The sequence below is a fragment of the Tsukamurella pseudospumae genome (assembly GCF_001575195.1).
Lineage (GTDB): Bacteria > Actinomycetota > Actinomycetes > Mycobacteriales > Mycobacteriaceae > Tsukamurella > Tsukamurella pseudospumae.
Genome location: NZ_LSRF01000001.1, coordinates 91,753 through 104,046, shown reverse-complemented (window position 1 = coordinate 104,046; position 12,294 = coordinate 91,753). Strand labels below are relative to the sequence as shown.

Here is a 12,294-nt window from a genome sequence, read left to right as displayed (position 1 = left end):
CTCGCGATGAGGGCCGGCCGGTGCTGTGATGCCCGTCGGAGGCAGATCAGGGGATGGTGATGACCTGGCCGACGTTGATCAGGTCCGGGTTCGCGATGCCGTTGAGCTGCGCGATCTCGGTGTAGCGGTTGCCGTCGCCCAGGTACTGCTCGGCGATGGCCCACAGGGTGTCGCCCGAGGCGACGGTGTGGGTGCGCGGCGCGGGAGCGGCCGGCGCCTCGGCGGCGACGGGCTCGGGCTCCGGAGCGGCCTGACGGGCCGGGGCGGGCTGATCGGTCGCCGTGTTCGAGGCCCACTTGTCGGCATCGCCGGCGTAGACGACGAGGTTGCGGTCGTCCTGCAGGACGAGGCGGTCAGCGCCCGAGCCCTCGGTGTTGGTCGACCAGACGCCCTCGCCGGCGCCGTTGTAGAGCACGAAGTTGCCGTCGGTCTGGAAGTTGGCCCGCTCGACACCCTTGCCCTCGGTGCCGCTGGCCCACACCACGGTGCCGGCGCCCTCGGTGAGCACGAGGTTGCCATCGCCCTGCAGGGTCAGCGTGTAGCCGCCGTTGAGGGAGTCGAGAGTCTCCCCGAGGCCGAGCTGGTTACCTGCGCGAAGCACGTCGGTCATGTGTATCCCCTTAAAGATGTACCGGTGTACATGCGGCGCGCGGGTGCGCGCCCGAGTAGAGGATAGCGAGCCCATCCGACATTTCGGCGAATGGGAATCATGGAGTCGGAAAATTCGTTGGTGGGGGTATGGCGACCATTGAATTGACCTCTGACAAGTTCGATCAGACCGTGACCGGCAACGATATCGTGCTGGTCGACTTCTGGGCCTCCTGGTGCGGCCCCTGCCGCGCCTTCGCACCCACCTTTGAGAAGGCATCGGAGGCCCATGCCGATGTGGTTTTCGCGAAGGTCGACACCGAGGCCGAGCAGAGCCTCGCAGCCGCCGCGAACATCCGCTCCATCCCCACCCTCATGGTGTTCAAGAAGGGGAACCTGGTCTACAACGAGGCCGGCGCCCTGCCGCCCGCGGCGCTCGAGGACCTGATCTCGCAGGCCCGCGCCCTCGACATCGAGCAGGCGAACTTCAACGGCGCCGGTGAGACCGCGGAGAAGCCGGCGGAGTAACCGCCCGCGCCAGGCGCCGGCGCAGCCCCCACGGTGCCGCCACGAACGCCGCAGCCATCGCTGCGGCGTTCGTCGTCGTCGGGGTCCGGGCTGACAGGAAGGCGCGCACGTGCCGGTCCGGGAGGCCGAAGAACACGTCGAAGAAGTCGCGCTGCTCGTCCGGCGACATGCTCAACAACGCCCGCAATCCGGCCTCCCGCAGCCGGTGGGCCGCTACATCGCCCCGGCTCACCGGGTTGCGACCGGCCCGCAGCGCGGCGACCGCATCGTCGGCGAAGGCCAGCGACGCCGCCACCGAGTAGCCCGTCGCCGGGTGCAGCGTCGTCCCCCGCACGCCGACCCCGCACCACCCGTCTCCGCGTCGCGGACCGGGCGAGAGGAGCGGGAAGTCCACGCGCTCATGCAGTTCACCGGCCGCGACGCCGCGCGCCGCCAGCCGGGCTCGCAGCCGCGCCTCCAGCGCGGCGACGGTCAGCGCCGGTGCCCCCGCAAGGCACGTCTCCTCCAGCAGGAGGGCGTCCTCGGACACCCGGACCGCGTACAGGAACGAGGCCGGCGCACCGTCGGGCACGCCGGGCGCGACCCGCCAGTCCATCCAGAGCTCGTCGTGCGCCCCGACGGGGACCAGGACCCCGGCGGCCGTCTGCCGGGGTACGTCCGGGGTTCCCGACGGTGCCGGCCCCCGCGCGTCGACGACGAAGGCGCCGCCGTGCCCGTCCCGGCCGGCGCGGTCCGCGCGCACGTCGACGCCGTCGAGCGACAGCGCGTCCTGCAGGCGGTCGACGTCGAGGACGGCGTACTCGCGGCGCAGGTCGAACCGGGTCCGCGCGATCACCTGCGGCGACGAGACCGCGGCGACGACCCCGGCGGGGAGCCACGGCGGGAGCTCGTCCGCCCACAGGCCGAAGGTGCGCCGCCACCGCGCGTCCGGCGCGGGGTCGAAGGCGCGCACCGTCAGGCCCGCCGCCGCGGCCCGGTGCGCGACGGCCCGCCCGGCCGGGCCGAGGCCCAGCACCACGAGGTCCGGGGTCGCTCTCACAGGCCCGCCCCGATGAGGGCGAGCTGGGTCCGGTTGGCGCAATCCAGGCGCGTCATCAGGGCGGAGACGTAGCCCTTCACCGTCGATTCCGCCAGGAACAGGCGTGCCGCGATCTCCGCGTTGGACGCGCCGGTCGCGAGTTCGCGCAGCACGTCCCGGTCGCGCGGGCCGAGTGCGTCGACCCGAGGATCGCGGCGTGGCCGATCGCCGGCGAGGCGCACCAGCCGGGCGAGCGCGTCGGGGGAGAGCAGCGACCCGCCGCTCGCGGCGGTCCGCACCGCGGAGGCGAGCAGCGCCGGCTCGGCGGTCTTGACGACGAATCCCGCTGCGCCCGCGGCGAGCCCGTCGACCAGCACGGCATCGGTGTCGAGCGTGGTGATGAGTACGACGGCGACCGGGGGATCGAGGTCGCGGAGCGCACGGGTCGCGACGATGCCGTCGACGCCGGGCATCCTGACGTCGAGGAGCGCGACCTGCGGCGCGTACGCGATCCCCGCCTCGACGGCCGCGGCGCCGTCGGCCGCCGTCGCCACCACGTCGAGGTCCGGCTCCGTGGACAGCACCGACCGCAGATACTCCCGGACGATCGGGTCGTCGTCGGCCACCAGCACGCGCACCGTCATCGGGCGGCCGCCGGGAACTCGGTGGCCGCCGGGAACTCGGCCTGCAGGGTCCAGCCACCGTCGGACGAGCGGCCGTGTCGGAGCGTTCCCCCGACCAGCGCTGTGCGGGCGTCGAGTCCGCGCAGGCCCGTCCCGCTGCCGGTCGCCGCGAGCTCGGCGTCGGCGTCTGCGGCGGGGTTGTGCACCCGGAGGCCGTGCGCGGTGACCTCGACGTCGACCGGCGCTCCGGCGGCGTGCTTGCGGGCGTTCGCGAGGCCCTCCTCGAGCACCCGGGCCAGGCAGTCGGCGGCGGCGCGGGGGAGCGGCGCGGCGAGAGAGCCGGTCAGGTCGACGCGCTGGCCCGCGCCGCGGGCCCGGTGCACGGCGTCGGCGACCGCACCGTCGATGTCAGCGGCCGCGACGAGCCCGCCCGTGGAGAGCGGCGCCGAGGGCGCGTCGTCGCTCTGCAACCCGATCACGACGCGCCGCAGGTCGGCGAGTGCGGCCTGCGCATCGGCCTCGATCCCGGGTTGCCCCGCGGACCGGGCGGCGAGCACGATCCGGGTCAGGCGCGCGGTGGCGAGGTCGTGCAGCTGCGCGGCGAGCGCGAGGCGTTCGTCGGCCCGGGCATGCCGATCCGCGAGCGCCCGGCGCTCCCGCGCCGCGGTCCGCAGCCGGATCCCGAGGCCCACCGTCGAGCCGCCGAGCACCGGCGCGAGCGAGCCCAACGCGCCCCACACCGATTGCGAGGACGCGGCGACGGCCACCGCGAACACGACGAACGGGGCGAACGCGAGCACCGCGTCGCGCCGGTCCCGGGCGGTCTGCGCGGCCGCGGAGGAGACGAGCGAGGCGGCCACCGCGATCCACACCGCCGCGCCCGACTCCGCCGCCTCGGCCCACGGCCCCAGTACCAGGAAGCACCCGGCCGCCGCGACGACCGGCGCCGTGAGGACGGGACGCAGCAGTGCCACCGCGACGGTGGCCGCGAGCATCGCTACGGCGCCCGACGCCAGGTCCGCGCCCCGCATCCCGGGGAACAGGACCGCCACGAACGCGACCGTGCCGGCCGCGGACAGCGCGAGCAACGCCGCCTGGACGGCGCGCACGCGGCGGGCGGGTTCGAAGGTCATGCAGCCATCGTAGGGAGCGGCCCGACGGTGCCGACACCTCCTTTCGTCGGTCGACGCGCCGCCGAACGGCGCTACCGGCGACGCCGCGCGCCCGGCACCGTCGAGGGCATGACATCCCAGGTCACCGCACTCGCCACCGGGCCGCGCGCTGCGGCGGGCCGCGTACTTCCACCGCTCGCGCGGCTTCCGCTCGCCGCCGTCGGCACCGTCGTGCTGGCGGTCATGCTGCTCGGCAGCCGCAACTACGGGTACTTCTTCGACGAGGCCTACTTCGTGGTCGCCGGGCGCGACCACCCGGCCGCCGGCTACTTCGACCAACCGCCGCTGGTGCCGCTCCTGGCCGCCGGACTCGACCGCCTCGCGCACGGGAACCTCGTCGTGCTGCGTCTCCCGGCGACCCTCGCGGTCGTCGGGATCACGCTGCTCGCGGGACTGATCGCCCGCGAGCTGGGCGGCCGTCGATGGGCACAGGTCCTCGCCGCGGCGGCGGCCGCGATGTCGCTGGTCAGCTCCGTCGGGCACTGGCTCGCGACCTACTCGCTCGACCCGCTGTGGTGGACGGTCATCGTCTACCTGCTGGTCCGCTGGGTGCGCACCCGCGACGACCGGCTGTTGCTCGCGGCCGGCGCCGTCACCGCGCTGTCGCTGCTCACCAAGTTCCTGGTCCCCGCGCTGTGGATCGCGGTCGCGGTCGGCGCGCTCGCCTGCGGGCCCCGGCGGATGCTCACCCGACCCGCGCTCCGGGGCGGCGCGGCACTGGCCGTCGCCGCGATCGTGCCGACCCTGTGGTGGCAGGCCGGCCACGACTGGGCGTACACCCGGATGGGCGCCGTCGTCCGGGCCGAATGGCCGGGCGGCGCCGGCTTCGCGCTGGTCGGGCTGTTCGGGGCGGGCCTGCTCATCGGGCTGCCCCTCCTGCTGGTCGGCGTCGTCGCGCTGCTGCGGTCCCCGGCGCTGCACCCGTACCGGTTCCTCGGCGTCGCACTCGTGCTCGTCGTCGCCGCGATCGTGATCACCCACGGCCGCGCGTACTACCTGGCCTCCGTCTACGCGCTGCCGATGGCGGCGGGCGCGGTCGCAGTGGAGTCGTGGGCCGGCCGGCGCCGTCGCGGCGTGCGTACGGCATTGCGGATCGTCGCGGTCCTGGCGCTCCTCGGCTCGACCGCGAGCTGGATCGCGGCCGCGCCGGTGTGGTCGCCGGCGATCGCCGAACGCATCGGCACGCCGCCCTTCCGCGCTCCCGCGACGATGCTCATCGACGGCGACACCATGCTCGAGGGACTGTCGGACACCGTCGTCGCGGCCTATCGGAGCCTGCCGCCCGCCGACCGCGACGGGCTGGTCATCGTCGCCGAGAGCTACCCCTTCGCCGCTGCGGTCGACTTCTACGGCCGCGACCAGGGGCTGCCGCGCGCCTACAGCGGCCACCGCGCGTACTACTACTTCGGCCGCCCGCCGGACGACGCCCGGGCCGTCCTCTGGGTCGGCGACCCGTCGCCCGTGCTCGACGGGGCGTTCCGGCACCGTCGGGCCGTTCCCGTACCGGGCGAGGACGGCGACCCGGTGGTCCGGCTGTACACCGACCGAACGGTGGCGTGGCCCGCGTTGTGGGAGCGACTGCGCTCGCAGTGACGGCCTCCGCGGCGGGTCAGTAGGGTGACGGGCGTGATCCTCGCGAGCATTCCGAGCCCCGCCCAGGGCGTGTGGCACCTCGGGCCCATCCCGATCCGCGCCTACGCCCTGTGCATCATCGTCGGCATCATCGTCGCCTGCTGGTGGGGTGATCGCCGGTGGGTCGCCCGCGGGGGCAAGCCCGGCCAGGTGATCGACGTGGCCGTGTGGGCCGTGCCCTTCGGCCTCATCGGCGGCCGGCTCTACCACGTGATGACCGACTTCACGACGTACTTCGGTGCCAACGGGCGCGGCTTCGGCGCGGTGTTCCGGATCTGGGACGGCGGCCTCGGGATCTGGGGCGCCGTCGCGCTCGGCGGCGTCGGCGCGTGGATCGGATGCCGGCAGATGGGCATCAAGCTCGGGCCCTTCGCCGATGCGATCGCGCCCGCGATCATCGTGGCGCAGGCCATCGGCCGTCTCGGCAACTGGTTCAACCAGGAGCTCTACGGCGCACCGACCACGCTCCCATGGGGACTGAAGATCTTCGAACGGGCCAACGACGTGGGCCAGCGCGGCCCCGACGTGCTCGACGGGCACAGCACCGGTGTCGTCCTCGCCACGGTGCAGCCCACGTTCCTCTACGAACTGGTGTGGAACCTGCTGGTCGCGGGCCTGCTCGTGATCGCCGACCGCCGCTTCCGCATCGGGCACGGACGCCTGTTCGCGCTGTACGTCGCCGGGTACTGCCTGGGCCGTTTCTTCATCGAGCTCATGCGCGACGATCACGCCACCCACATCCTCGGCGTCCGGATCAACGTGTTCACCGCCGCGCTCGTGTTCGCCGGCGCGCTCGCCTACTTCTTCCTCGCCCCGAAGGGGCGGGAGGCGGCGGTGCTCGTGGCCGGACCGGAGCCGGATCCGGCGGAAAGTGCCCCCGACCAGGAAGAACCGTCGGAGACGCTGTCGCTGGACAAGGACGGCGACGCCGTCGCGGAGGACAATGTTCGTCAGATGGATACCGGCGGGTTGCCGGGAGACTCCACATTGCGGAATAAGGAGGACTAACGTGGTCGCCGTGACTCGTCGAACCAAGATCGTCTGCACTCTGGGCCCTGCTGTCGGAACCGAGGAGAAGGTGCTCGCTCTCGTCGAGGAGGGCATGGATGTCGCCCGCCTCAATTTCAGTCATGGTGAGCACGCCGATCATGCGGTGAACTACGACCGCGTCCGTGCGGCGTCGAACTCGACCGGGCGTGCGGTGGGGATCCTGGCGGATCTGCAGGGCCCGAAGATCCGTCTGGGGCGGTTCGCAGGCGATGGCCGCACCGTCTGGGAGACGGGTGAGACGGTCCGGATCACCGTCGACGATGTGGTCGGCACGCATGATCGGGTGTCGACGACGTACAAGGAGTTGGCGCAGGACGCCCGCCCGGGCGACCGCCTCCTTGTTGATGACGGCAAGGTCGGCCTGACGGTGACCTCGGTGGACGGCAACGACGTGGTCTGTGAGGTCACCGAGGGTGGCCCGGTGTCGAACAACAAGGGCGTCTCGCTGCCGGGGATGAACGTGTCGGTGCCGGCGCTCAGTGAGAAGGACATCGAGGATCTCGAGTTCGCGCTGCAGTTGGGTGTGGATTTCATCGCCCTCTCCTTCGTCCGCTCGCCGGCGGACATCGAGCGGGTGCATGCGGTGATGGACCGCGTGGGCGGTCGGATCCCGGTGATCGCGAAGTTGGAGAAGCCGGAGGCCATCGAGAACCTCGAGGCGGTGATCCTGGCGTTCGACGCCGTGATGGTCGCCCGCGGTGACCTGGGTGTGGAGTTGCCGCTCGAGGAGGTGCCGCTCGTGCAGAAGCGCGCGATTCAGATCGCCCGGGAGAACGCCAAGCCGGTGATCGTGGCGACGCAGATGCTCGAGTCGATGATCGAGAACAGCCGTCCGACGCGGGCGGAGGCTTCGGATGTCGCGAACGCGGTGCTCGACGGTGCGGACGCGGTGATGCTCTCGGGTGAGGTGTCGGTGGGCAAGTACCCGATCGAGACCGTCCGGACCATGGCCAAGATCGTGCAGGCCGTCGAGGACGGCGGACCGTCGGTCCCGCCGCTCAACCACGTGCCCCGCACCAAGCGCGGCATCATCTCCTACGCCGCCCGCGACATCGGCGAGCGGCTCAACGCGAAGGCCCTCGTGGCCTTCACCCAGTCCGGCGACACCGTGCGCCGCCTGGCCCGCCTGCACACCCGGCTGCCGCTGTTGGCATTCACGCCGCTGCCCGAGGTCCGCAGCCAGCTCGCGCTGTCGTGGGGCACGGAGACCTTCCTCGTCGACGGTGCGGACAGCACCGACGCGATGATCCGGCAGGTCGACCAGTCGCTCGAGGGCATCGGCCGGTACTCGAAGGGCGATCAGGTCGTCATCGTCGCCGGTGCGCCCCCCGGGACCATCGGCTCGACCAACCTGATCCAGGTGCACCGGATCGGCGAGGACGACCACTAGGACCCGCCCCAGTAGGCTTCTCGTCATGACGGAGACACTCACCGATTTCGACGAGTTCCTCGGCACGCTCGACCTCGCGGAGGCGGGGGAGGACCGGTTCCTCGGCTCTCACCCCGCCAAGGTCGCGTCCCGTACCTTCGGCGGTCAGATCCTCTCGCAGGCGATCGTCGCGTCGGGCAACACCGTTCCCGGGTCCCGGGATTCGCTGTTCCTGCACGCCGCGCACACGCACTTCATCAACGGCGGCGAGGTCACCGCGGACCTGGAGTTCGTGGTCCGGCGGCTGCGCGACACGCGGAACGTGGCGAACCGGCTCGTCTCGGTCGAGCAGGGCGGCACCGTCCTCGCGCTGATGCAGTTGGCCTACCAGACGGACGGGCGCAATCCGCTCGTCCACGGAGATCCGGCACCGCAGGTGCCGGGACCCGAGGGCCTGCCGAACATCCAGGACACCCTCGACGGTTACGAGGACGTCGTCACCATGTTCGTCGACGCGCCGCAGCCGATGGACATGCGCTTCACCAACGACACCGCGTGGATCGCCAAGGGCAAGGGCCTGATCCAGGAGGACAACAACGTCTGGATCCGCACCGCGGGTCCGCTGCCCGACGACCAGGTGATCCACGACGCCGCCCTGGCCTACGCCTCGGACACGACGATCCTCGACTCGATCATCACGCGACACGGCCTGTCCTGGGGGTACGACCGGATCATGGCGGTCACGCTCAACCAGTCGCTGTGGTACCACCGCCGCGTCCGGTTCGACCAGTACAACCTGTACTCCTCGCATTCGACGGTGGCCGACGGCGGGCGCGGGATGTCGAACGGGCAATTCTTCGATGCAGAAGGCATCCTGGTAGCAAGCACCACCCAGGAGGGTGTGCTCAAGTACTTCCCGTCGAAGGGGGCGAAGTGACCAGCCAGGACACGCAGGAGCGGGACAACACCTCGGCGATACCGTCCGTGCCGGAGGGCACGCCGGGCCGTGACCCGCGCGCGGAGCTCCCGACCCCGCTGCCCCCGGGCGCGCAGCAGCCGTGGCGCCGGCACGGCCCGGGCAACCGCACCTGGGTCGTGGTGATCACCGCGCTGGCGGGCGTCGTCATGGCCGTGGTCGGTGTCTTCGCCGTGGGTTTCGGCTTCGCCAACAACGCCTTCGACCGGACCGGCGCCGTAGTGCTCTTCCCCACCGAGTACCGCCCCACCGAGAAGGCGTGCTCGGGGGCCGGTGACGCCGCGGAGGTCAAGAAGGGCGCCAAGGTCGTCTTCCGGAACAGCAAGACCAGCTTCGAGTCCACCCTCGGCGGCGGCGAGCTGCGCGGCGGCCGCTGCGTCTTCCGCTTCGAACTGTCCGCGCTCGACGTCGACACCGACCTGAACTACCGGGTCACCGTCGGCGGCGTCGAGGGCACGCCCGTGAGCGGCGCGGAGCTGGCGAACTCGTCCGACCCCGTCGTCGTCTACGTGAGCTAGTTCTGACCGAGACGACGGAGCGGGCGCCCTCGCGGCATCTGGGCGCCCGCCAGATCACCGAGGCCGCGGCGCTGGCCGACGTGGCCGCCGCGTTGGTCCTCATCTCGCAGGTCTTCCCGTTGGCGATCGGCGTGTCCTTCGCCGCCTGCCTGCCCTTCGGTGTGATCGGGCTGCGGCACACCTTCCGCACGTGCGCGCTGGCCCTGCTGGTCGGCGTCACGATGGGCTTCCTGCTCGGCGGTACCGCGCCGGTGGTGCTGACCATCGAGACGGGCCTGGTGGGCATGCTGCTCGGCGCGTCCATCCGCCGGGGCTGGTCGACGGGCCGCCTCGTGCTGTACGCGCTGCCGCTGCTGGCGATCCCGTCGTCCGCGCTCGCGGTCGGCCTGCTGGTGATCTTCCCCGGCGTCCGGGAGCTCCTCTTCCGGATCACCGGTTCGACGGTGACCGGCCTGGCCCGGATCCTCGGCAATGTCCATCTCGGGGTGATCGGCCGGGCGCTGGTCGCGATCTGGGACTGGGCGCTGCGCTGGTGGCCGCTGACGGTGCCGCTGCTGCTCGTCGTCGCGGTACTCGCCGTTGTCGCTCTCGCCCGGGCCGCGTTCGGCGCCCTGCTCTCCCGCGCCGACCGGGTGCTGCCCCGTTCCACGGGGCACCTGTCGGGCGTCCCGGTGGGGGCGGGTCCGGCCGGCCCGGTGCCCGTCCGGCTCGAGGACGTGACGGTCCGCTACCGCGATCGGCTGGCGCTCGAGGTGCCCGAGCTCACCGTCGAGCCGGGGGAGTACCTGGCCGTGACCGGACGCAACGGCACCGGCAAGTCCACGCTGACCCGCGTGCTCGCGGGCGCGCCGCCGACGACGGGCGTCGTGGAGCGGCCCGGCGGGCCCGGCCTGGGTGAGCCGGGCGGCACCGCGGTGGTCTTCCAGCGGCCCGAGTCGCAGGTCCTGGGCGTGCGCGTCGGCGACGACGTGCGGTTCGGCCGCGCGCTGGCGCCCGACGCCGATGTCGACGGGGTGCTGCGCCGCGTGGGACTGTCGGGGATGGCCGACCGCGAGACCGCGACCCTCTCGGGCGGGCAGCTGCAGCGGCTCGCCGTGGCGGCGGCGCTGGCCCGCGAGCCGGCGCTGCTCATCAGCGACGAATCGACCGCGATGCTCGACGCCGAGGGGCGCGCGTCGGTGGTCGGGGTGATGCGGGACATCGCCGGCGCGGGGACCGCCGTCGTGCACGTCACGCACCACGACGCCGAGGCGGCGGGCGCGGAGCGCGAGGTGCGGCTCGGGCCGCCCCGGGCACCGTCGGGCGCGGAACCCGGGCCCGCGAGCCCGACGGTGCGCGCCCGGGACTCCGCCCGCGGCACCGTCGAGCTGCAGGGCGTGACGCTGATCCGCGACGCCGGGACGCCCTGGGACCGCCCCGTGATCAGCGACCTGGACCTCGTCGTTCCCGGCGGCACCGCGCTCGCGATCACCGGCGACAACGGGGCGGGCAAGTCGACCCTCGCGTGGATGATCGCCGGTCTGTTGCAGCCCACGTCCGGATCGATCACCGTCGACGGTGCGCCCGTCGTCAACGGGCGCGGGCGTGTCGTCATCGGGGTGCAGCACGCGCGCCTGCAGGTACTGCGCGACACCGTCGGCGAGGACGTGGCCGACGCGTCGGGCGCCGACCGGGCCGGCGTGCGGGACGCCCTCCGGCTGGTCGGGCTGGACCCGGCCGACTTCGCCGATCGCCGCGCCGACGAACTGTCCGGCGGGGAGCAGCGGCGAGTCGTGCTCGCGGGGCTACTCGCATCGAACCCGCAGGTCCTGGTCCTCGATGAGCCGCTCGCCGGCCTCGACGACGAGGCGACGACGCACATGATCGAAGCGCTGGGCGCGGCGAAGGCTGCGGGCACCACCCTGGTGATCGTCACGCACGACCTGGCGCCCCTGCGCCGCGTCACGGATCGCGTCCACGACGTCGCGGCGTCCACGGCGGCGCCGGCGCCGCACCGCAGGCGCCACGGGCGGCCGCAGTTCGGCGACGTGGTGGGCCGGCCCCTGCCCGAGGAGACGCCCGCGCACCGGGTGTGGGTGGGCACCAAGCTGGCCGTCCTCGCGGCGATGGGCGTCGTCATGGGGGTGCGCACCGACTGGTGGAACATCGGCGCCTCGGCTCTCGTGCTGCTCGGATGGTTCCTCCTCGCCGGCGCGCCGTGGCGGGCCTGGCCGCGCCTGCCCCGGCTGTTCTTCGCGTTCGGGTTCGTGAGCCTGTTCCTCACCGCCATGGGCTCCGGCGCGACCACCGGGCACCTGTTCGGGGTCGAGATCAGCCTGTCGGGCGTCGATGTCTTCTTCCGCGCTCTCGCGGCGCTGCTCGTCTCGCTGTTCGCGGCGCTGGTGTTCTGCTGGACCACCCCGCTCGGCGACGTCCCGGGCTTCCTGCAGACCTGCCTCGACCGGCTCGGTGGGCTCGGCCGCCGCGGCGTGGCCGCGGCGTCGGCGCTCGCGCTGGCGATCCGGCTGGGACCGCTGGCGCTGGCGGAGGTCCGCACGATGTGGGGACTCGCGCGGCAGCGGCGCCCGCTCCGGCCCAGCGGTCGGCCGCGTGGCGTGACCATCGAGACGATGCTCGAGCTGCTCCTGCTGGCCACGGTCCAATCGTGCCGCCGGGCGGGGGAACTCGCCGACGCCATCAGCTCCCGCGGCGGGCTCGGCGCGGTCGCGCAGCCCGACCGCGGGCCCACGCGGCTCGACGGTGCCGTCGTGCTCGGCACCGTCGTGGTCCTCGTCGCCGGGGTCGTGCTCGGGGGCGTGTTCCCCGGCATGGTGGACTAGC

The 12,294-nt window shown here is 73.0% G+C and carries 11 protein-coding genes; 7 read left to right on the top strand and 4 right to left on the bottom strand.

Features of this window, described 5'->3' with window-relative positions:
* Positions 1-46: 46 nt before the first annotated feature.
* Positions 47-610 carry a LysM peptidoglycan-binding domain-containing protein gene (locus AXK60_RS00500; RefSeq protein WP_068569041.1) on the bottom strand — a complete coding sequence of 188 codons (564 nt, stop codon included), beginning with the start codon at positions 608-610 and terminating at the stop codon, positions 47-49.
* A 128-nt stretch (positions 611-738) separates the two neighbouring features.
* On the opposite strand from AXK60_RS00500, the gene trxA reads away from it, so the two are divergent.
* Positions 739-1,116, top strand: a complete 378-nt coding sequence (gene trxA / locus AXK60_RS00495; RefSeq protein WP_068569040.1) for a thioredoxin — start codon at positions 739-741, stop codon at positions 1,114-1,116.
* On the opposite strand, the gene AXK60_RS00490 is transcribed toward trxA, so the two are convergent.
* From AXK60_RS00490 to AXK60_RS00480, 3 genes are read right to left on the bottom strand one after another with little or no spacing between them, the layout of a single operon-like run.
* On the bottom strand, positions 1,076-2,155 hold the full coding sequence (locus tag AXK60_RS00490) for a lycopene cyclase family protein (RefSeq protein WP_068982463.1): 1,080 nt from the start codon (positions 2,153-2,155) through the stop codon (positions 1,076-1,078). The two genes, trxA and AXK60_RS00490, sit on opposite strands and share 41 nt — an antisense overlap.
* Positions 2,152-2,778, bottom strand: coding sequence for a response regulator transcription factor (locus tag AXK60_RS00485; protein WP_068569038.1), 627 nt, complete (start codon positions 2,776-2,778; stop codon positions 2,152-2,154). The genes AXK60_RS00490 and AXK60_RS00485 overlap by 4 nt, the downstream gene beginning before the upstream one ends.
* Positions 2,775-3,890, bottom strand: a complete 1,116-nt coding sequence (locus tag AXK60_RS00480; RefSeq protein ID WP_068569037.1) for a sensor histidine kinase — start codon at positions 3,888-3,890, stop codon at positions 2,775-2,777. The genes AXK60_RS00485 and AXK60_RS00480 overlap by 4 nt, the downstream gene beginning before the upstream one ends.
* Before the next feature lie 108 nt (positions 3,891-3,998).
* Here AXK60_RS00480 and AXK60_RS00475 point away from each other — a divergent pair, with 108 nt between their 5' ends.
* From AXK60_RS00475 to AXK60_RS00450, 6 genes are all read left to right on the top strand, one after another.
* A complete protein-coding gene (locus AXK60_RS00475; RefSeq protein WP_068569036.1) occupies positions 3,999-5,522 on the top strand; it encodes an ArnT family glycosyltransferase in 1,524 nt (507 codons plus the stop codon).
* Between the two features lie 33 nt (positions 5,523-5,555).
* Positions 5,556-6,569, top strand: coding sequence for a prolipoprotein diacylglyceryl transferase (gene lgt / locus AXK60_RS00470; RefSeq protein ID WP_082777793.1), 1,014 nt, complete (start codon positions 5,556-5,558; stop codon positions 6,567-6,569).
* A 10-nt stretch (positions 6,570-6,579) separates the two neighbouring features.
* Complete coding sequence (pyk, locus tag AXK60_RS00465) at positions 6,580-8,001, top strand: pyruvate kinase (protein ID WP_068569867.1); 1,422 nt, start codon at positions 6,580-6,582, stop codon at positions 7,999-8,001.
* Positions 8,002-8,026: 25 nt separating this feature from the next.
* Positions 8,027-8,917, top strand: coding sequence for an acyl-CoA thioesterase (locus AXK60_RS00460; RefSeq protein ID WP_068569035.1), 891 nt, complete (start codon positions 8,027-8,029; stop codon positions 8,915-8,917).
* Positions 8,914-9,474: a hypothetical protein gene (locus AXK60_RS00455; protein WP_068569034.1), complete on the top strand. Its 561-nt coding sequence runs from the start codon at positions 8,914-8,916 to the stop codon at positions 9,472-9,474. The genes AXK60_RS00460 and AXK60_RS00455 overlap by 4 nt, the downstream gene beginning before the upstream one ends.
* 80 nt (positions 9,475-9,554) lie before the next feature.
* Positions 9,555-12,293: an ATP-binding cassette domain-containing protein gene (locus tag AXK60_RS00450; RefSeq protein ID WP_068569033.1), complete on the top strand. Its 2,739-nt coding sequence runs from the start codon at positions 9,555-9,557 to the stop codon at positions 12,291-12,293.
* The last annotated feature ends 1 nt before the right edge of the window (position 12,294 follow it).